Source organism: Xanthomonas sp. F1 (assembly GCF_014199855.1).
In genome coordinates this window covers 142384-163300 of the sequence record NZ_JACHOK010000006.1, presented here as the reverse complement: position 1 = coordinate 163300, position 20917 = coordinate 142384, and the positions used below count along the sequence as shown (strand labels likewise).

Annotated in this window: 14 protein-coding genes; 4 read left to right on the top strand and 10 right to left on the bottom strand. The window is 70.7% G+C overall.

From position 1 onward, the window contains the following. Window positions 1-436 precede the first annotated feature (436 nt). Window positions 437-2047, top strand: coding sequence for a GGDEF domain-containing protein (locus tag GGR71_RS14505; RefSeq protein ID WP_160957635.1), 1611 nt, complete (start codon window positions 437-439; stop codon window positions 2045-2047). Window positions 2048-2146: 99 nt separating this feature from the next. Here GGR71_RS14505 and GGR71_RS14500 read toward each other — a convergent pair whose 3' ends face one another. Next, on the bottom strand, window positions 2147-3049 hold the full coding sequence (locus GGR71_RS14500; protein ID WP_160957636.1) for a DUF808 domain-containing protein: 903 nt from the start codon (window positions 3047-3049) through the stop codon (window positions 2147-2149). A 141-nt stretch (window positions 3050-3190) separates the two neighbouring features. Here GGR71_RS14500 and GGR71_RS14495 point away from each other — a divergent pair, with 141 nt between their 5' ends. After that, a complete protein-coding gene (locus tag GGR71_RS14495; RefSeq protein ID WP_160957637.1) occupies window positions 3191-4816 on the top strand; it encodes a dihydroxyacetone kinase subunit DhaK in 1626 nt (541 codons plus the stop codon). Between the two features lie 203 nt (window positions 4817-5019). Here the strand turns inward: GGR71_RS14495 and GGR71_RS14490 are convergent, their stop codons facing one another. Together GGR71_RS14490 and GGR71_RS14485 are read right to left on the bottom strand one after the other, a co-directional pair. Then, on the bottom strand, window positions 5020-6168 hold the full coding sequence (locus GGR71_RS14490; RefSeq protein ID WP_160957638.1) for an XAC2610-related protein: 1149 nt from the start codon (window positions 6166-6168) through the stop codon (window positions 5020-5022). Window positions 6169-6253: 85 nt separating this feature from the next. Further along, window positions 6254-6394: a hypothetical protein gene (locus GGR71_RS14485; RefSeq protein WP_184452068.1), complete on the bottom strand. Its 141-nt coding sequence runs from the start codon at window positions 6392-6394 to the stop codon at window positions 6254-6256. Between the two features lie 442 nt (window positions 6395-6836). On the opposite strand from GGR71_RS14485, the gene GGR71_RS14480 reads away from it, so the two are divergent. Then, entirely contained in the window at window positions 6837-8528 is a 1692-nt protein-coding gene (locus tag GGR71_RS14480) for an ABC1 kinase family protein (RefSeq protein WP_160957639.1), read from the top strand. Window positions 8529-8650: 122 nt separating this feature from the next. Here GGR71_RS14480 and GGR71_RS14475 read toward each other — a convergent pair whose 3' ends face one another. The 6 genes from GGR71_RS14475 to GGR71_RS14450 all read right to left on the bottom strand — a co-directional run bounded on the left by GGR71_RS14475 (window position 8651) and on the right by GGR71_RS14450 (window position 18140). Continuing rightward, window positions 8651-11029, bottom strand: a complete 2379-nt coding sequence (locus tag GGR71_RS14475) for a DUF3772 domain-containing protein (RefSeq protein ID WP_160957903.1) — start codon at window positions 11027-11029, stop codon at window positions 8651-8653. A 246-nt stretch (window positions 11030-11275) separates the two neighbouring features. After that, window positions 11276-12298: an NAD(P)H-quinone oxidoreductase gene (locus GGR71_RS14470; protein ID WP_160957640.1), complete on the bottom strand. Its 1023-nt coding sequence runs from the start codon at window positions 12296-12298 to the stop codon at window positions 11276-11278. 315 nt (window positions 12299-12613) lie between these two features. Continuing rightward, window positions 12614-13924, bottom strand: coding sequence for a histidine-type phosphatase (locus GGR71_RS14465; RefSeq protein ID WP_160957643.1), 1311 nt, complete (start codon window positions 13922-13924; stop codon window positions 12614-12616). Between the two features lie 8 nt (window positions 13925-13932). Further along, window positions 13933-16434, bottom strand: coding sequence for a TonB-dependent receptor domain-containing protein (locus tag GGR71_RS14460; protein ID WP_160957645.1), 2502 nt, complete (start codon window positions 16432-16434; stop codon window positions 13933-13935). A gap of 115 nt (window positions 16435-16549) precedes the next feature. Then, a complete protein-coding gene (locus GGR71_RS14455; RefSeq protein ID WP_160957648.1) occupies window positions 16550-17632 on the bottom strand; it encodes a FecR family protein in 1083 nt (360 codons plus the stop codon). Beyond that, window positions 17625-18140 carry an RNA polymerase sigma factor gene (locus tag GGR71_RS14450; RefSeq protein WP_048489657.1) on the bottom strand — a complete coding sequence of 172 codons (516 nt, stop codon included), beginning with the start codon at window positions 18138-18140 and terminating at the stop codon, window positions 17625-17627. Before GGR71_RS14450 ends, GGR71_RS14455 begins: the two co-directional genes overlap by 8 nt. 357 nt (window positions 18141-18497) lie before the next feature. Between GGR71_RS14450 and GGR71_RS14445 the strand changes: the two genes are divergently transcribed. Further along, on the top strand, window positions 18498-19565 hold the full coding sequence (locus GGR71_RS14445) for a pirin family protein (RefSeq protein ID WP_160957650.1): 1068 nt from the start codon (window positions 18498-18500) through the stop codon (window positions 19563-19565). 560 nt (window positions 19566-20125) lie between these two features. Here GGR71_RS14445 and GGR71_RS14440 read toward each other — a convergent pair. Further along, window positions 20126-20728 (bottom strand): DUF305 domain-containing protein, encoded by a 603-nt coding sequence (locus GGR71_RS14440; protein ID WP_160957652.1) that lies wholly within the window; start codon window positions 20726-20728, stop codon window positions 20126-20128. Window positions 20729-20917: the final 189 nt, after the last annotated feature.

Here is a 20917-nt window from a genome sequence, read left to right as displayed (position 1 = left end):
AGAGTGCCAGCGTCGTGCGCGTCTTGCACGGCGTGCGGGCACGCGGCGATCTTCGGGCAAGCAACGCGTTGCTCCCCTCTCCCACCGGGAGAGGGGTTGGGGGTGAGGGTGCGACAGCCGCGGAGCTTTCTTCCCCAGACACATCCCTAGCAACTCGTACCCTCATCCGCCCCTTCGGGGCACCTTCCCCCGAAAAGGGGGCCATGGTCCCGGAGGGAGAAGGAAAGGCGGCCGCGCCGAGGGACCACGTTGCTCCCCTCTCCCTCCGGGACCACGGCCCCCTTTTCGGGGGAGAGGCTGGGGGTGAGGGTACGAGCGCAATGGAGTCCTCTTCACAGGCACGCCATCCGCCCGCTCAAGCGCGCGCCGCCGGCGCCGATATCCAGATCCTGAGCGCCAGCATGGGCGGCGCATTGACTGGGAGGAGCCGGCTGGCATGTCGGACCAACGCGACGAGCCGCCGATCAGCGGACTGCGCAAGCTGCTGTCGCCACGTCGGCGCGATCCGGCGCCGGCGGCGGCCGCGACGCTGCCGGCGCGTACGCATGGGCATGGCCATGGGCACACGCACGGTCACGCGGCGACGGCTGTGGCGGGCGGGACCGACCCGGCCGCGGCCACTGCCGCGCTGATCCGCCTGTTCCAGCAGGCGCACGAGCCGCAAGGCCTGCTCGGTGCCTTCGCCGACGGCATGGCCTCGCTGCACGGCGAACTGGGCGACATGGGCCGGCGCTTGCAATCGGCGGCGAGCAGCGGCGATTGGCCCAGCTATGGCCGCGCGCTGCGCCAGCTGATCGACAAGTACATCCGCACCATCGACGTCGAAGACCCGCTGGCCGGGCCCAGCGACAGCGAGCGCCTGCGCGACCTGCTGCGGCAGACCGTGGCCGGCGCGCTGGCGGCGTTGCTGCACACCCTGCCCGAACTGGCCGGCGAGGCCGAGGCCAGCGGCGAGGCGCTGCGCCAATGGCGTCCCGGGCAACCGCTGGAGCCGGTGGCGCAGCAGGTGCGCGAGCTGTGCCACCAGATCGCGTTGCGCGCCAACGACAGCCAGGAGCAACAGGCGCTGTTGCTGAGCCTGTTCGACCTGCTGCTGGAGAACGTCGGCGAACTGCTCGAAGACACCAGTTGGCTGCAGGGTCAGATCGCGGTGGTGCGCGACCTGATCGCCGGGCCGCTGGACCGCTACTCGATCGAGGAGGCGCGCGGCAGCCTGCGCGAGGTGATCTACAAGCAGGGGTTGCTCAAGCAGGGCATCGCCGAATCCAAGGAGGCGATGAAGGACCTGATGCTGAGCTTCGTCGCGGACCTGGACGGCATGGCCGCCAGCACCGGCGAATTCCACGACCGCATCGCCGATTACTCGCAGACCATCCGCGACGCGCGCAGCATCGCCGACCTCAACCGCTTGCTGCAGGAAGTGCTGCAGGACACCGGCCACGTGCAGGAGCAGGCGCTGCGCGCGCGCGACCACCTGATCGCCGCGCGCCAGGAAGTAGATGCGGCCGAACAGCGCATCCTGCGCCTGGAGCAGGAACTGCAGGACGTCAGCGGCCTGGTGCGGGTCGACCAGCTCACCGGCGCGCTCAACCGCCGCGGCCTGGACGACCTGTTCGTGCGCGAACTGGTGCGCACCGAGCGCAGCGCGCAACCGCTGTGCGTGGCGATGCTGGACCTGGACGATTTCCGCCAGCTCAACGAAACCTACGGCCACCCCGGCGGCGACAGCGCCCTGCGCCACGTAGTGGAGGTGGCACGCACCACCTTGCGCGCCAGCGATGCCATCGCCCGCTTCGGCGGCGAGGAATTCCTGCTGCTGATGCCGGACTGCACGATCTTCGAGGCCAGCGCGGCGGTGACCCGGGTGCAGCGTGCGCTGGCGCAGCGCGCGGTGGTGCATGAGGACCAGCGCGTGTTCGTCAGCTTCAGCGCCGGCGTCGCCCTGCGCCAGCCCGGCGAAGCGCAGGACGCATTGATCCGCCGCGCCGACCGTGCGCTGTACGAAGCCAAGAAGGCCGGCAAGAATCGGGTGGTTTCGGCGGAGTAGCTGGCGCCGGCGTTGCCGGCGCGGGATTGGGGAGATGGGATTGGGGATTGGCAAGAGCGGCGCGCTTGGCCGCTGTTGCCAATCCCGAATCTCCAATCCCTAATCCCGATCCCGCATCTTCTTGACGCCCAACACCACCGCCAGCACCAAGGCGCCGGCCACGATTCCCACCACCGCATTGCCCACCGCGAGCACCAGGCTGCCCAGGCCGCCGCTCGGGGCGATGCCTTCGATGGCGTGGTGCAGCGGGCCGATGCTGTGCACCAGGATGCCGCCGCCGACCAGGAACATCGCCGCGGTGCCGGCGATCGACAAGGTGCGCATCAGCCACGGCGCCAGCCACAGGATGCCGCGGCCGATCGTCGCGGCGGCGGCGCCCTTGCGGCTCAGGTACAGGCCCAGATCGTCGAGCTTGACGATGCCGGCGACCAGGCCGTAGACGCCGATCGTCATCGCCAGCGCGATCGCCACCAGGACGGCCACCTGCTGCACGAACGGCACACCGGCGACCACGCCCAGCGACAGCACGATGATCTCCGCCGAGAGGATGAAGTCGGTGCGGATCGCGCCCTTGACCTTGTCCTTCTCCAGCGCCACCACGTCCACCTGCTGGTCGGCCAGCGCCTGCACCTGCTGCGCGTGACGCTCCGCGTCCTCTTCCTTCGAGTGCAGGAAGCGGTGCGCCAGCTTTTCCACACCCTCGAAGCACAGGAACGCGCCGCCGATCATCATCAGCGGCGTGATCGCCCACGGCAGCCACGCGCTGATCGCCAGTGCCGCCGGCACCAGGATCGCCTTGTTGAGCAGCGAGCCCTTGGCCACCGCCCACACCACCGGCAGTTCGCGGTCGGCGTTCACCCCGGTCACCTGCTGCGCGTTCAGCGCCAGGTCGTCGCCGAGCACGCCGGCGGTCTTCTTGGCCGCGACCTTGGTCAGCAGCGACACGTCGTCGAGCAGGGTGGCGATGTCGTCGAGCAGGGTGAACAGGCTGGCGCCGGCCATGCGGGGATTCCATTCGGGATGAGCGGCGATTCTCGCCGATTCCGCCAGGCAGGTGCGTGAGCGGCACGGCGTCAGCCGCGCGTAACGCCGGCTCGGCTACCGTGCCCCACACCCCGCACGGCCCGCCAAAGGACATCCGCCATGGACCAGTTCCTCACCGCCCCACGCGCCATCGTCGACGACGTGCTCGCGGCCGCGGCCATGCTGCAACCGCTGCTGCTCTCGGAGGCCGACAGCGGCACCCGCATCGTGCTGCAGGCCGCACGCGATCCGCGTCAGGTCGCGGTGCTGTCCGGCGGCGGTGCCGGGCACGAACCGGCGCATGCCGGCTTCGTCGGCCCAGGCATGCTCAGCGGCGCCATCGCCGGCGACCTGTTCGCCTCGCCCGGGGTGGAGGTGGTGCTGGCGGCGATCCGCGCCTGCGCCGACGCGCCCGGCGTGCTGCTGGTGATCAAGAACTACACCGGCGACCGGCTCAACTTCGGTCTGGCCGCCGAGCGCGCTCGCGCCGAGGGCATCGACGTGGCCAGCGTACTGGTCGCCGACGACATCGCCCTGCCCGACGCCGCGCAGCCGCGCGGCCTCGCCGGCACGGTGCTGGTGCACAAGTACGTGGGCCACCTGGCGCGCGAGGGCGTGCCGCTGGCCGAGCTGGCGCAGCGCGGCCAGGCCTTCGCCGACCGCCTGCTGTCGCTGGGCATGGCATTGTCCAGTTGCAGCGTGCCGGGCCAGCAGGTCGGCCGCCGCGCGCCGGAACTGGGCCTGGGCATCCACAACGAGCCGGGCGCGCGGCCGGTGCAGCCCGGCACGGTGGAGGAGGCATTGGCGCTGGTGCTGGACCCGCTGCTGGCGCAGGCCGATGCCCGCCTGGGCGCCGACGCGCCGCTGGTGCTGATGCTCAACGACCTCGGCGGCTGCTCGACGCAGGAACTGGGCGTGCTGACGCGGCTGGCGCTGCAGCGCATCGGCGTCGGGCGGGTCGCGTTGATGCCTGTGCCGGCGGCGCTGATGACCTCGATGGACATGCACGGTTTCTCGATCACCCTCGCCCCGGCCGATGCCGACGTGCTCGCCGCGCTGCAGGCGCCGGTGCAGACGCTGGGCTGGCCCGGCGTGCGCGTGCCGCATGCAGTCCAGACCTTCGCTCCGGCACTGAAGCGCGACGATAGTCACCGCGATGGCACGCGCGATGCCCAGTGCGCCGCAGCGCTGGCGCGGGTGGCGCAGGCGCTGATCGCCGCGCAGGCGGAGTTGGACGCGCTGGACGCGCGCAGCGGCGATGGCGACGCCGGCAGTACCTTCGCCGCCGGCGCGCGCGCCCTGCAGCAGGCACTGGACACCGATGCGCTGGCCACCGGCGACGCCGCGGCACTGGCGCGCGGCCTGGCGGCGACGATCGAACACAGCATGGGCGGCTCCAGCGGCGTGTTGCTGTCGATCCTGTTCACCACCGCCGCCGGTGCGCTGGCGGACGGTCGCGACTGGGTGCAGGCGCTGCAGGCCGGGGTGGCGCGGATGCAGCACTACGGCGGCGCGCAACGCGGCGATCGCACCCTGCTCGATGCGCTGCTGCCGGCGCTGGATGCCCTGGCGCAGGGAGCGGGCGTGGACGCCGCCGCGCGCGCCGCCCGCGCAGGCGCCGATGCCACCGCACAGCTCACCCGCGCCGGCGCCGGACGTGCCGCTGCGGTGCCAGAGGACGCACTGCGCGGCGTGATCGACCCGGGCGCCGAAGCGGTGGCGCGGGCGTTCGCGGCCTGGCGGTGAAGCGGCCGTTCGGGTTGGCCAACGCGGCGCAAGGCAGGTATGGGTAACCAGGCAGCAGGCATCGTCGGGAACGGCTGTCGCGGCTGAAGCCGCTCCTACAGAAACTTGCGCTGCGCTGTCCGGGTGCACTGTGGGAGGGACTTTCAGTCCCGACGCGCGCAAGTCGGATCGCCAGCGTTCTGGGAACAACGCTCTGTCGCTCCCTACTCCGCCGACGCAGCCTCCAGCACCTGCGCCACCGCCTGCAGCGAGCCTTGCGCCGAGCCGGGCTGCAGCGCCAGCGGCTGGGTCTTGCCGCGCACCACCACCTCCATGCGCTGAGGCACCCCCTGCGCATTGCCGACGATGCGGTACGTGGTGTCGCCGCGCTCGAAGCTGAGCACGTGGCGGTCCGCGTCGTAGTCCATGGCCTCGCGTTCGGCATCCGGATACAGCAGGTCCACCTGTTGCTGCGCGCCGATCGCCGCATAGAACGGCTTGCTGCTGGCGCCGTCGCCGACATTGGCGAACACCACGATGCGCTTGCCGGCCGGCGCCAGGCGGAACTCGAGCAGGATCTTGCGCTCGCCCGCGGTGGTGCCGCCCTGCTCGTCCCACAGGTAGTGCGTGTCGGCCACGCGCTTGCCGGCACGGTCGCGGTACACCGTCTCCTGGGCCAGGCCCGGCCCCTCGCTGCGCGCATCCTCGACCACCTCGCGCTCCAGCAGCGGCGCGCCATCGCGGACCGAGTACGTCGCGTACTGGTGCCAGCAGCAGCCGTCCTTGGTCATGGTGTGGATCTCGCGGGCTTTCGCATCCACCTGGAACAGGCCGCAGTTGCTCTGCGCCAACTCGGTGAAATCGGGACTGGCCTCGAAACCATCGGCCGTGCCCAGATACACCTGGTAGGACGGGCCGTGATAGCAGCTGTTCTGGCCGTCCATCACCGCCAGGTCCTTGAGGCCGTCGAAATTGAAATCGTCGTAGATCAGCACGCTCTGCTCGCCATACGGCAACTCATGCACGTTGGCCTTGACCTTGGTGCCCTTGGCATCGGTGTCCACCACCAACTCTGGCGAGGCCACTTCGAGCAGCGGCGTGGCGTTGCCTCGCGCGAACACGCGCACGATGCCGGGCCGGAACACCCCGTCGTTGTCCTCGACCTCCAGCGTCGCGCGGTAGCAGTCGGAAAAGTCCTGCAGCTCGTAGCTGCGGCGCTTGCTGGCAGCAAAGGCCTTGGCGTCGAAATCCTCGCCGGCATAGCGCTGGGGCGCGGCCGCGGCGGTCACGTTCGCCGACAGCAGCATGGCCAGCAACGCGCACGCGACAAGCACAGTGGCACGGCGGACGGCGGGCAAAACGAGGACGGACATGGCGGCGCTCCGGGCAGGTGATAGCGAACGCCCAGGGTAAGCGCGGCCGCGGCACCGGAACAGGGGCGGCTGGCCGCCTCTGGCGTCAGAACAGGGCACGCGCGAAGGCCCGCAAGGCGCTGCGCACCTCGGTGGCGACGCCGGCACCGGCGTCGCCCAGCCAGACCATGACCAGCAGCGCCAGGACCACCACCGCCACCAGCAGCGCGAGCCGGCGTCTGCTCATCGGGCGACAGCCATGCCGAGACCGCGTGTCTTTGCGCGCATTGCGCCTTCCCGTGGTGTGGTCTCTGGCGCATCGCGCCGACGATCGTGCCATGAGGAGTGGCACCGGCGCATCCTGGTCGACATCGCCCATTCACTCCGCTGCATTCCGCTCGCTCCGACCCTCGCTGTCGCAATGCGGCAGGATACGACGCATCACCATGACGCCGCCGCCATCGCCAGCGACCGCGGGCCGGGTGTCGAAGACGACAGACCGGCTGTACGGGGCCCGCGGTGCGGGACTGCACCGGTCGCGTGGACAGCGATCATCGGCCCCGTCTCCCGGCAACGGATGCAAGCGCCTCCCGTCGGCGACGAACAGGCCGTGCGCGCCGCGGGATTCACCGCGCAACGACCCGGCCGTCGCCACACTCGATCGCGCCTACCCTTGCCCGGAGCCCACCTTGAGCGCGACGCACGACGCTGCGGACACCCCGCACGTGATCGGCGGCCTCAGCCGCCGTACCCAGATCCTGCGCCTGCTGCTGCGCTACCGCAGCTCCGGGGTGTTTTCCGGGATGGACATGGAGACCGCCCAGGGCGAGCACGAGCTGCCGCCGGAAGGCACGCCGGAGCAGTTCGTCACCGACCTGGAAGCGCTGGGTCCGACCTTCGTCAAGCTCGGGCAGATGCTGTCCACCCGCCCGGACGTGGTGCCGCCGGAGTTCGCCACCGCCCTGGAGCGGATGCAGGAGAACACCGCGCCGATTCCGAGCGAGCGCATCCGCGAGATCGTCGAGGCCGAACTCGGCGTCGGCATCAACAAGGCCTTCTCCGCCTTCGACGACACGCCGCTGGGCAGCGCCTCGCTGGCGCAGGTGCACCGCGCCGCGCTGCGCGACGGCACCCCGGTGGCGATCAAGGTGCAGAAGCCCGAGGTGGCCGCGCAGGTGCGCTCGGACCTGGAGGTGCTGCGCAGTTTCGCCAGCGCCGCCGACAAGCTGACCGGGCTGGGCCGGCGCATCCGCTTCGCCGACTGGCTGGCCGAGTTCGGCAAGGCGCTGCTGGCGGAACTGAACTACGAGGCCGAGGCCGAGAACCTTGCGCGCTTCGGCGAGCACCTGCGTCCGTTCCCGCAGCTGTGGGTGCCGCAGCCGGTGTGGGACCTGTGCAGCCGCCGCGTGCTGACCATGCAGCTGGCCGAAGGCGTGCGCGTGGACAAGATCTCCGGGCTGCGCCGCACCGAGCAGCCGATGGACGACCTGGCCGCGGCGCTGGTGCGCGGCTACCTGGACCAGATGTTCGTGCACGGCGAGATCCACGCCGACCCGCATCCGGGCAACCTGCGCGTGCTCGCCGACGGGCGCCTGGCGATCTTCGACCTGGGCATGGTCGCGCACGTGCCGCCGAAGCTGCGCGAGCGCCTGCTCAAGCTGCTGTTCGCGGCGGTCGACGGCCGCGGCGAGGAAGTGGCCGAGGAAACCATCGCGCTGAGCACGCGCCTGGAGGATTTCGACGAGGAGCGCTACCAGCGCGAGACCGGGCAGATGATCGCCCGCTACGCCGCGCACGACGCCATGTCCGAGGGCCGGGTGGTGCTGGACCTGGTGCGCATCGCCACCACCTACGGGCTGCGCACGCCGCCCGAGCTGAGCCTGCTCGGCAAGACCCTGCTGAACCTGGAAGCAGTGTGCCGGGCGCTGTCGCCGCACCTGGACACGCGCGTGGTGGTCGAGGACCAACTGCAGCACGTGATGCGCGCGCGGCTGAAGAAGTCGCTGTCGGCGGCCAACCTGGCCAGCGAAGCGATGGAACTGCAGGCGCTGCTGCGCGAAGGCCCGCGCCGGCTCTCGGACATCCTCACCCTGGCCGCGGAGAACCGCCTGCAGGTGCGTGTGGCCGGGCTGGAGGAATCGCGGCTGATGGAGAGCCTGCAGAAGATCGCCAACCGCGTCGCCGCCGGCATCGTCACCGCCGCATTGATCCTGGCCTCCACGCAGATGATGCGCATCGACACCGGCACCAAGCTGTTCGGCTACCCGGCGATCGCGATGGTGCTGTTCCTGCTCGGCGTGATCCTGGGCCTGGGCATCGTGGTCAGCGCCGTGCTGTTCGACCGGCGCATCCGCGCCCGCGAGGAGCGCGGGAGGCGCTGAAAGCCGGGAGTGGGGAATCGGGAATGGGGAGTCGTAGGAGCGGCTTCAGCCGCGACCTGCAGCGCCGGGAGCTGGCGGCCAACGCCGCTTTGCGCCCACCAATCCCCAATCCCCAATCCCGGCTACTCCCGCGGATCGCGTAACAGCTTCACTTCCTGCGGCGACTCCAGGGCGATGCCCTCCTCGGCCAGGCGCTGCAGCAGGGCGAAGAACAGTTCGCTGCGGGTGCCGTAGGTCAGCCGCGGCGAGGCCACGTAGGCGAAGCTGTTGAGGGTGACGTGGCCACTGGCGATGGAATCGATGAATACCGATGGCGCCGGATCGTCCAGCACGCCCGGATGTGACGCGTACAACTCCAGCAGCAGCGCGCGCAGCTTGGTCACGTCGGTGCCCAGCGACACCGCGAACTGGATCTGCACCCGGCCCAGCGGCCCGGCCAGGGTCATGTTGCGCAGGGTCTTGGTGATCAGTTCGGAGTTCGGGACGATCAAGGTGGAGCGGTCGCCGACCTGGATCTCGGTGGCGCGCACGCTGATCCGGCGCACATCGCCCTCCTGGTCGCCGATCTTGATCCAGTCGCCGATCTTGACCGGGCGCTCGGCGAGCAGGATCAGGCCGGACACGAAGTTCTGGGTGATCGACTGCAGGCCGAAGCCGATACCGACCGACAACGCACTGACCACCAGCGCGATCCGCTCCAGGCCGATGCCCAGCGCGGCCAGCGCCCACAACGCTGCCAGGATGATGCCGACATAGCGCGCCACCGTGCTGATCGAGTTGCGCGAGCCGTCGTCCAGTTCGGTCTTGGGCAGGTAGGTCTGGGTCAGCCAGCGATGCAGGTACTGCATGACGCCCAGGCCGAGCAACAGCACCAGCACGGACCGCGCGATCGCGCCCGGGTACAGCACCACCTTGTCGCTGACGCGGATGCCGTCGGACAGCAGCGAGAACCAGTCCGAGACGATCGAGACGTTGGTGCCGAACGGCATCAGCAGCGCGCCGATCCCGATCAACAGCAGCACCACCCGCAGCAGCGCCGAGGTCAGCACCCCGGCCTGCTCCAGCCGGCTCGAGCGCACTCCGAAGGCGCCATTGGCAGCGCGGCCGATGCGGCCTTCGCTGGCGAACAGCCACAGCGCGAAGTCGTCGGCGAAGGTCATCAGCAGGCGCACCGCGCCGACGATCATGGTGATCCAGATGATCTGCCGGGTGATGAACAGGCCCAGGTGCAGATAGCCCAGCAGCGCCGCCAGCAGCGCCACCACCACCGCGACCTTGACCAGGACGCCGATCAGCGCCAGCGCACCGCCGTGCTGCCCGGGCGGCGGCGGTTGCGCGTTGGCCAGGGCCTGCTCCGCCGCTTCGGCGTACTGGCGCCGGCGCAGACGCGACAGGCTGGTCAGGGTGGCCAGGATCAGCACGCCGTAGACCAGCGCGATCACGCCATCGGCGGCGACGGTGGCCGAGTCGCTGGTGCGCGCGGCCTGGTTGATCACCAGCAGCATGCTGCTGAGCCAGGCCAGCGCCGCGGTGGCCCATGTGTACTTGCGCAGGCGCCGCGCGGTGGCGTCGTCGATCGGGAACAACCGCCAGCTCGGCTGGTTCGGCAGCAGCACGCTGGCGCCGAGCGAGCCCATGAAGGCCGCGGCGAAGCTGACCACCACGAAGCCGTTGAGCACTGCATCCAGGCGCTCCGGCACCGCATCGATGCTGCGCAGCGCTTCGGCCAGGGCCAGCGCGGCCAGGCCCGGGGTCAACGTGCCCAGCAACAGGAACCAGATCGCCAGACCCGACCGGCGCAGGCGGCTGCCCGGCGCGCGCGACACCGCATAGCGCTTGCCCAGCCAACGCAGCAGGTAGCGCAACGGGAACAGCAGGATCATCGCGATGGCGATGCCGACGCCGAGCGCACCGCTGCCATGCTCGGCGATCGCGTCCTGCAGCGACTGCAAGCCGAGGGTGTACAGCGCCAGCAGCTTGGCCTGGTCGTCGGGGAAATCGGCGGCGATCTGCTTCCACAGCGCCGGCGACAGCGGCGAGGGCGAGCGCAGCGACAGTTCCTGGCTGAAATGCTCGGCGCGCGCGCGTTCGATCTCGTCGGCCAGTTGTCGTGCTTCCACCACCATCAGCTTGCCGCGCTTGACTCCCGAGTCCAGGCTGTCGCGCTGCTTGGTCAGCGCCTTGCGCTGTGCGGCGATGTCGGGCGAATCGCCGGTGGCGGCGGGGCCGAGCTGCTGCAGGCGTGCCTCCACCTGTGCCAACTGCGGCGCAAGGGCGTCGACCGCGGTCTGCGCATCGTTGGAGGCGTCCGAGACCTGCGCGACCAGGTCCTGGAAGGCGGTCTGGTTGCCTGCATCCACTTCCTTGCCACGCGCATCCTTCAGCGACTTTGCGGCGCTGTCCAGCAGGGTCTGCGGGTCCGGCGGCGCGTCGGCGGCGTCCTGCGGCTGGGCCGAAGCCACCGCCGCACACAGCCACAACAGCAGCAGGGCGTAACGCAACAGGGAAGACGAGGACGCGGAACGGGGCAGCAGGCGCACGCAGGGACCGGCATGGGTAAGCGCGGACCACCGCGCGTGCGGCGCACTATACGGCGCGGCGCTTGAACCGGGCCAGCGTATTGGCGCTGGGTATGTTGCGCAGGCGCGGAACACCTGCGCGCACGATGGTCACCGACGAGGGTTACCTTCCTTCACAACCGGGATCGCGTGTAGGAGCGGACGGGTAGTCGCGACCGATGCCCGGGTTCACTGCGCGGCCGTCGTCAGCACGATCTTGCCGATATGCGCGCTGGATTCCATCAGCGCATGCGCCTGCGCCGCCTCCTGCAGCGGGAAGCAGCGGTCCACCTGCGGCTTGATCCGGCCCTGCGCCAGCAGCGGCCACACCCGCTCCTCCAGTTCCCGCGCGATCGCGGCCTTCTCCATCACCGAGCGCGGACGCAGGGTCGAACCGGTGTGGGTCAGGCGCTTGGCCAGCAGCGGCATCAGGTCCAGTTCGCGCACCTTGCCCTGCTGGATACCGATCTGCACGATGCGCCCGTCCAGCGCCGCGGCCTGGTAGTTGCGCGCCAGGTAGTCGCCGCCGATCAGGTCCACGATCACGTCGGCGCCGCGGCCCTCGGTCAGGCGCCTGGTCTCGGCGACGAAGTCCTCCTCGCGATACAGGATGGCCGCCTCCGCGCCCAGCGCCAGGCTGGCCGCGCGCTTGTCGGCCGAGCCGACAGTACTGATCACCCGCGCACCGAAGGCCCGCCCGAGCAGCGTGGCGACGCTGCCGATGCCGGAGGTGCCACCGTGCACCAGCAAGGTTTCGCCCGACTGCAGACGGCCGCGCTGGAACACGTTGGTCCACACGGTGAAGAAGGTTTCCGGCACCGCCGCGGCCTCGATCAGGCTCAGCGCCGCCGGCACCGGCAGGGCGTTGCGCTCGTGCACCACCGCGTACTCGGCATAGCCGCCGCCGGCGACCAGCGCGCAGACCTGGTCGCCCAGCCGGTAGCGCTCCACGCCCTCGCCCAGGCCGACCACCTCGCCGGCGAACTCCAGCCCCGGCAACGGCGAAGCACCGGGCGGCGGCGGATAGCTGCCCTGGCGCTGCATCACGTCGGGCCGGTTCACACCGGCCGCGGCCACCCGCACCAGCAGTTCACCGCGCCCGGGGTGCGGCAGCGGCATGCGCACCGGCACCAGCACCTCGGGCGCACCGGGCTGGCGGATCTCGATCGCGGTCATGGTATCGGGCAGCGCGGCGGCACGGGTCGGGGACATGGCGGGGTCCTGGCAAAGAGCGCGGCGCACGCAGGCGCAGGCGCGTGGGGGAGCCAAGATGATCGACCTTCCGCGCTGAGTGGTCCGTGACGGTCGGCGTTGTTCGCGATGGAGTGTGCGGAAGACCTGCCTGCGCCTCTCAGGCCGCCTGCAGTCGGGACTGAAGTCCCTCCCACAGTGCACCCGGCGGGCTCGCCGCAAGCCCCTTTGGGAGCGACTTCAGTCGCGACGCGGATGACTGTGGCCGCCCGTCACTTTCATCCCCAAAGGCCCAGGCGTAACGCCCCGCTCACGCAAGCGCAACGCAGGCGCTGCCTAATCGCCCACCGGTGCCGCCTGCGCCGGCCACTCGGTCATCGGCGTCACCGCCGCCTCGACCCGCTGCGGATCCAGCCGCGCCTGCAACGCCGGCAGCGCGATCGCCAACGGGCAGCGCAGGCGACCACCACAGCCGGGCAACGGCCAGCGCCGTTCGCGCAGGCCGCGGCCGTCGAAGCGGTTGGCCCGCAGCGCCTGCAGGGTCGGCACCACGCTGCGCAGCTGCAGGAAGTCGTGCCCGTCCTGCCGCACCAGTTCCAGTACCAGTGCACCGCCGGGCGGATAAGCGTCCGGCTGACCGGGCACCAGCGGATCGATGCCGAACAAGCCGGCCAGATGCGCCAGGTTGGTGTCGTGGCCGAGCAGCACCAGCGCACGCGTGTCCGCCGGCGCCAGCGGTGCCACCGACGGCGCCTGCCCGGCCGCCATCTGCAGCGTCGCCAGCAGATGCGCGAGCAAGTTGGAGCCGCCGGCGCGCGCCGCCGGCAGCGCGCGTTTGCTGTAGCCGAAGGAGGCGTTGTGCAGGCCGATCAGCCGCTGCAACGCCGCTGCGTCGGCGCGCCCCCACGCCACCTGCGGCAACGGCAGGCCCTGCGCGTATTCCAGCATCAGGTTCTCGGCCAGGCTGCCAGCGGTCTTCAACGCTTTGGCCGCCTGTGCCGGATCCTGCAGCCGCTGCGGATCGTCCAGGCGCTGCGCGCCCTGCGCCGCACAGGCCGAGCCGGCGCAGCCGGACAGCACCCGCTGCAACGCGCGCAGGCGCCCGCGGGTGGCCGCGTCCAGGTGCAGCGGTGCCGCAGGCGCAGCGTCGTCCTTGTCCTCGTCCTTGCCGAAATGGAACAACGGATTGTTCTGCGCCGCCGGCAACGCCAGGTACCGTGCCTGACACCCGGGTAGCAATCCCTCGGTGAAGGCCGCTGCGCTGTCGTGGTTGCGCGGCGTGCTGTCGGCGATCACCACCGCGCCGGGCGCGGCGCAGTCCGGCGCCAACAGCGCCGTGGCCAGCCAGCGCTGCCGGTAGCGCGCGCCCAGCGCCTGCATGCCGGCCGCCCCGTGCGCGGTGAGTTGGCCGGGCGCCACCGGCCATTGCGGCCAGGGCTGCGCGGCGTACCTGGCCAGGTCCTGTGGCGATTGCGTCGGTGCGCGCACGCCGTGGCGCATCACCACGATCGTCAGGCGCACCTGCGCGGTGTGCGGTGCCGCGTCCACCTTGGGCGAGGCAGCCACCGGCCAGGCGGTGCTGGCGACGCACAGCACCGCCGCCAGGCACCATCCGCTGCGCACGCGTGCGAATCGGGAAAGGGACATGGCAGGCCTCAGAACTTCAGCGACAGGTCGAGGAACACGCCGCGCCCGGCCAGGCCGAAGTACAGCGGCTGGTTGTCGGAGGAGCGGGTACCGGCGTAGCCGATCAGCGCATGCCGGTTCAGCAGGTTGTTGACGTCCATGCTGATCGAATATCCCTTCAGGCCATAGGGCCCGTGCGTGCTGCGGTAGCCCAGCGCCGCATCCAGGCTGGCGTAGCCGCCCAGGCGCTGGTCGTTGCCGAACACGGTGGCGCCATTGGCCGCGGTGGTGTTGTCCACGCCGTACTGCGCGCCCACCACCTTCTCCATCAGCGAACCGAAGTAGCCGGTACCGCTGTTGTACAGCAGGCCCAACGCCGCGGTCACCCGCGGCGTGCCGGCCACCTGGGTGCTGCTGTGCTTGTAGGTGGCGTCGTTGTAGCTGGCGTTGGCGTACAGGCTCAGGACCGGCGTGAGCGCGTAAGTGGCCTCGGCCTCGGCGCCGCGATAGACCGCGCCGCCGCCGTTGACGAAGGCGCTCTCGGTGCCGCTGTCGGTGTTGATCAGGGTCTGGCTGATGTAGTTGCTGAAGTCGATGTAGTAGACGTCGGCGCCGAAGGTCAGGCCGCGCGCGGCATAGCTGGTGCCGAGTTGGTAGTTGCTGGTCAGCTCCGGGCGCAGGCCGCGCGCGCCGTTGAGTTCGATCACGTCGATCGGCGGCGCCAGGAAGCCGCGTGCGGCCTGCACATAGCCGCTCCAATGTTCGTTGAAGGCCTGGTGCAGGCTCAGCGACGGCAGCGTGGCGTCGTAGCTGGCGTCGCTGTGCGCCGGTGCCGGCGGCGTGCTCTTGTTGAGTTCGGCATCGAGCTGGCGCTGCACCCGCGCGTAGCGCAGGCCCGGGCTGAGGGTGAGGCTGTCGCTGAGCTTCCAGTCGTACTGCAGGTACGGCTGCAGGGTGTCGGTGCGGTCGTGCAGGTTGTAATTGTACAGCGGGCCGTACTTGGTGCCGCTGGCCGCGCCGGTGCTCATGTCCACCGGCAACTGCTGGCGCTCGTCGAGGTTGCGCTCCACCCACACGCCGGTCTGCAGCTGGCCCGGGCCCAGGTCGCGGGCCAACCGCAGCACATCGCCGAAGGCGCGGAAGTCGTTGTCCGAGAGCTTGCCCGGCACGTCCTTGGCGGCCTTGGACAGTTTCTTGCCGGTGGCGCCGTAGAAGGTCACGCCGTTGTCGGCAACGCTCTCGCTGGTGGGGATGCTGGTCTTGGCCGCGGTGTGGTCGAAGCTGTTGTAGTAGACCTTGTTGTCGAGGTCCCAGTCGCCCAGGCGGGTGCTCAGGCCCAGGTAGGTGAAGCTCGAGTAGTAGGCGGCGGCGTTGTAACCGGTGTAGTTCTGCAGGGTCGGATCGTTGCCCAGGCCGTAGCGCCAGCCGTGCTGCGCGATCTGCGCGCGGGTGGCGCCCTGCACGGTGTTCTGGTGCTCCTGGTTGTAGCTGCTGACGAAGGTCAGCGTGGTCGCCTCGCCCAGGTCGGTGACGGTCTTGAGGAAGGCATGCTCGCGGCGATCGTCGGTGCCTTTGAGATAGGTATCGCTGGCCTCTTTGGACAGGTCGGCGAACAGGTGCGTACTGCCGATGTGCTCGTCGGCGCTGACGCCGCCGGCCCAGGTGTTCCAGCTGCCGCCGGTGCCGTACACGGTCACGCCGTCCACTTCGCTGGGATTGCGCGTGCGCAGCGCCAGGGTGCCGCCGAAGGTGGCGTTGCCAATGGTAGCGCCGCCGCCGGGGCCGCGGTCGATTTCGGCCTGGCCGAGCACGTGGTTGTTGAAGTAGGCCGAGGTGGTGTGGTGCAGATCGCTGGCATCGCCGAACGGGATGCCGTCGAAGGTGATGTTGAACTGGCCGTCCTGGAAGCCGCGGATGCTGATGCCCTCGTTCTTGCCCAGGCCCGGGCCTTCCGGCGAGGTGGTGACTACGCTGGGTGCGTACTTGATGATGTCGTCGTAGTTCGAATTCAGGCGCAGGCCGTCGCGGATGAAGCGTTCGTCGATCACCGAGGTCGGCTGGCTCGCCTCCAGCGGCGCGGCGCTGGGCGCCAGCGTGTCGACGCTGTTGGCGGTGACGTTGATCGGCGCCAGTTCGCGCGGACCGTCGTGTTCGCCGTCGGCCTCGGCGCGGGCCGGGGCGGCACTGCGGGGTGCGCGCGGCGCGGCGGCCGGAGCGGCGGCGACGCTGCTGCGCACGATGGCGACCGAGCCCGGGGTCAGCATGCGGTAGTCCAGGCCGGTGCCGGCGAGCAACGCATGCAATTGCTGCGGCGGCGCCAGGCCGGCCGGGGCACCGCTGCTGCGCAAGCCTTCGGCCAGCGCCGGGTCGTACATCAGTTGCAGGCCGCTGCTGCGCGCGAACTGGTCCAGCGCCTGCGCCAGCGGCATGGGCGCGATGGCCGACACGGTGGCGGCGGGTGCCGACCAGGCCGGCAGCGAGGACGCACTGCCGAGCAGCAGGGCGATGGAGACGACGAGAGGCTTGCGCATGACGGTCACACCGGAGGGGAGGAAGGGGCGGCCCGACGCGTGCTGCGCGACGGCCATGCTTCCTAGGAGTGCCCCGGTGCGCCGTGCGGCTACCGTCGATTGCATGAATTTTTTCTTACAGCGGTTCCGGTGCGTGGCGGATGGTCACCGCGTGCGCATCGCGCTGCACCTGCACGTCCGGCAGGCTGCCGAGATAGGCGACGAAGGCCTCCGGATCGCGCAGGTGGAACACGCCGCTGACCCGCCGCGCCGCCAGCGCCGGGTCGACGATGCGCAGCGGCTGCGTGGTGTAGGCGTTGAACAGCCGCGCCACCTCGCCCAGGCTGCGGTCCTGCACGCCGACCTGCGCCGGCAGCCAGGCGGTGGCGTCGGCGATGTCGGCATGGTCGCGCAGCGCCAGCACGCGGCCCTGCGCATCCACCCGCGCCTGCTGGCCGCCGCCCAAGTCGGCCAGCGTCGTTCCTTCCGACGGCAGGTCGCTGCGGCGCCAGAATGCGGGCGTATCCCGCGACACCTGCACCCGCCCCTGCAGCACGGTAACGCGCGCACCGCCGGCCTGCGGGTCGACCCCGAACACGGTGCCGACATCGCGCAGCACCAGCGTGCCGACACTGACCCGCAGCGGCCGCGCCGGATCATGGCCCAGGTCGAACACCGCCTTGCCGCGCAGCAGCGCGATGTCGCGGCGCTGCGCGCCGTAGCGCACCGCGATCGCGCCGCCGCGCTCCAGGTGCACCACGCTGCCGTCGTCCAGCGCGACGCTGCGCGCCGCGTCCGCCGGCGCGGCGTACACCGTCGCCGGCACCGGGTCCGGCGCGCTCAGGCGCAGCGCCACGCCGGTGGCGGCCAGCGCGAGCACGGCGGCCGCCGCCAGCGGCCAGCGCCTGCGCCGTGGTGCGATGCGCTGCAGATGCGACGCCGCCACCGGTGCCTCCACGTCCGGGCGCAGCGGCACCACCACCGCGCCGCTGCGCAAGGCATGCGCGCGCAGCTGCGCGCTGCTGGCCTGCTGCGCTTGCGCCGCGGACGGTAGGTCGCCGTGCAGCCGCGTGATGTCGAGATAGGCGGCCACGTGTGCCGGCGACTGCCGCAGCCAGCCCAGGAACTCGGCTTGCCGCGCCGGCGGCAGCGTGGACTCGCGCTGCGCCAGGTACCAGTCGGCCGCCGCCTCGGCGACGCGCTGCGACTCCTCACGCATAGCGCGCCATGCCCTGCCGGCACACCGCCAGACCCTTGATGATGTACTTCTTGACCATGTGGCTGGAGATCTGCAGTTGCTCGGCGATCTCCTGGTAGCCCAGCTCGTCGCGGTAGCGCAGCGTCATCGCCGCGCGGCATTTCGGCGGCAGCCGCGCCATCAGTTCGGCCAGGCGTTGCCGGCGCTGCGCGCGGTGCACCTGTGCATCGGCCTCGCACGGCACCGCCAGCCGGTCCAGCACGTCGTCCAGGCAGGTGTCGCGCTGGCTGCTGCGCTGATGCAGCAGCGCGTGCTCGCGCATCAAGTTGGCGGCGATGGTGAACAGGTAGGCTTCGGGATTGGCGATCTCCGGCGCATGCGCCTCGCTGCGCTGCAGGCGCAGCCACACTTCCTGCAACAGGTCGTCGGCATCCCAGGCCGCGGCGCGGCGCTTGCGGAAATAGCGGCTCAGCGACGGCCGCCATTGCAGGAACAGCCGCGACAACGCCGGCAGGGGTTCGGAACGCACCAACCACTCGCAGTGCCGGCGCCATCGGCGGCCGGCGATTCGGAAAGGCTGCGATGCTGGTCGCCGGCGATGACAGTCCGATGACGCACGGGTCCTGCGGGCGCAGATGCGCGGTCGCGCCCCAGCAAGCATTCAGTTCACGCCACTGACTGCCGGGTTTGCTCGATTGGCGCATGCAACGCGGCCGGTCGCCACGCCTGCGCCATCGCCATGGACGCGGCGGCTGCGGCGCATTCCAGCGTTTCCCGTGCGGGACAGGATGTCCTTCGGAGCGGCCTTCCGTTCCATCGGCATCGCCCCATATCGTGAAGGTTGCCGCGTCCCACCTCGGGCGGCGTTCGCACGAAGGATCTCTCCATGACCGACCCCATCGTCCAGATCAAGCCGCTTGGCTTCCCTTGGGACACGATCGACCCGTTCCTGTTCTGCGTCTACCACGACGATGCCTACCCCGCCGGCAACGGCGCGATGGGGCCAGCGGCGTCACTCCATGGCCGCGCCATCGGCCAAGATTTCAGCCGCAAGGACGGCTGGAGCATGTATCACGGCGAGGAGATTCCCGGCTTTCCCGGTCATCCGCACCGCGGCTTCGAGACCGTGACCATCGTGCGCAAGGGCCTAATCGACCATGCCGATTCGCTCGGTGCAGCGGCGCGCTTCGGCGCCGGCGACGTGCAATGGGTGACGGCCGGCGCGGGCATCGTCCATTCGGAGATGTTCCCGCTGCTGGACACGGCGGCGCCCAACCCGCTGGAACTGTTCCAGATCTGGCTCAACCTGCCGGCGCGCAACAAGCTGGCCGCGCCCCACTTCACCATGTTCTGGTCGGAAGACCTGCCGCGCTTCACTGCCACCGACGGCGCCGGCCGCACCACCGAGGTGACCTGCGTGGCCGGCCGCATCGGCCCGGTCGACGCCGCGCCCGGCAGCGCCGGCGGCCCGCTCGCGCCGCCACCGGATTCGTGGGCCGCGCAGGACGATGCCGATGTGGCCATCTGGACGATCCGCATGGCACCCGGCGCACGCTGGACCCTGCCCGCCGCGCAAGGCCGCGGCACGCGCCGCAGCCTGTACTTCTTCAAGGGCGCAGCGGTGACCGTGGGCGGGCGCCCGGTGACCCGCCACGCGGCGATCGAGTTGCGCGCCGATCAGGCGGTTGAGTTGGTCGGTGGCGACGGCGAGGCGAGCGAGTTCCTGGTGCTGCAAGGCCGACCGATCGCCGAACCGGTGGCCCAACATGGTCCGTTCGTGATGAATACCCAGGCCGAGATCGCGCAGGCCATGGCCGACTATCGCCGCACCCAGTTCGGCGGCTGGCCATGGCAGGACGAGGCGCCGGTGCACGGCAGCGACCCGACTCGCTTCGCGCGACATCCGGATGGGCGCGAGGAGCGGCCAGCGCACGCGGTCGCCGCCGAAGGCTAGGGCGTATCGCCGATTGCCGAGGATGCCGCGGTGGGCTTGGCAGGCGTGCGCGCCCATGGCCGCGTCATCGCTCGGGCGTGGACGGACGTCCACGTCCTCACGCTTCTTGCCACAGGCGCACGCAATCGCGGAGCAGCATGCTCGGGCATTGATGGCTCGCCCTAGCGGCTGTTTCTTCTCCCCCTCGGGAGCATGGCCCTCGCATGTTCGGGGAAGGTGCCCCCACGGGGCGGACGAGTCTATTGGCGCAGCCTCGTGCGCCTGAATTTCGCGAGTCGCTTCGCGCCGTACCCTCACCCCAACCCCTCTCCCGACGGGAGAGGGGCGATGCGCTCTCGCCACAGGCGTAAGCAATCGCGGCGCGGCATGCGCGGGGATGGATGGCACGCCCTGGCGGCTGTTTCTTCTCACCTCGGGAGCACAGCCCTCAGTGTCGGGGAAGGTGCCCCACAGGGCCCGATGATGGGACTGGCGCAGCGTCGTGCGCCCAAGACGCGGCGCGTCGCTTCGCGCCGCACCCTCACCCCAACCCCTCTCCCGACGGGAGAGGGGCGATGCGCTCAGTAGCGGGCCGAGGCCAGCGCCTGCGCGCGCTCCAGTTGCTCGGCGATGCGCTTGCGCGCCTGCTGCAGTTCCTGGCGGGTGGCGTCTTCCTTGGCGGCCGGTACCAGCTCTGCATCGATCACCGACAGTGCGTCGGAGTACTGCCGCACCACGGCCGCCGCGTAGGCGTTCATGTAGGCGGAGTCGTCCTTCTCGTCGCCCAGCGCCTGCAGTTGCGCGCGGCCCTTGGCCACCTGCGCGTCGATCTTCTCCGCATCGCCGGGGCCGCCCTTGCCGGCCGTGGCCGGGTCGGCGTCGTGGTGCACGGCGATGGTCTCGCGGGCGAAGTCGGCGACGGTCTTGCTGACATTGCGCGACAGCGCCTGCTTGGACAGCGCCACCACGTTGCCCTCCAGCACCTGCAGCATCGCCTTGGCCGAGGCGTCGCCGCCGATCGGTGCGCGCCCGCTTTCGCCACCGACCGGCGCGGCGGTGGGCTCCGGCGAGGTGGCCGGTGCGGTGCGCGAGGCCTGGTCGCCGGGCTTGCCGCAGCCGCTCAGCGCCGCGGCGATGAGCGCGGCGAGCAGGGACAGGCGGAAGGGATGAAGGGGTGAGGTCATGGAACGCTCCTGGTTGGTCTGCGTTCCACCATGCCCAGCCGCCGCGCAAACCTGCGTGAATCGTCGGCAGCTGGCCATGATGCAGGGCGCGATCGCACGCACCAGGCGTGCCGTGCAGGTTGGGTCGCAACGCGGCGCACGCTCACGGCGATGCGTGGTCGCCGCGATCGCATCCGCGATCCCGGAGCC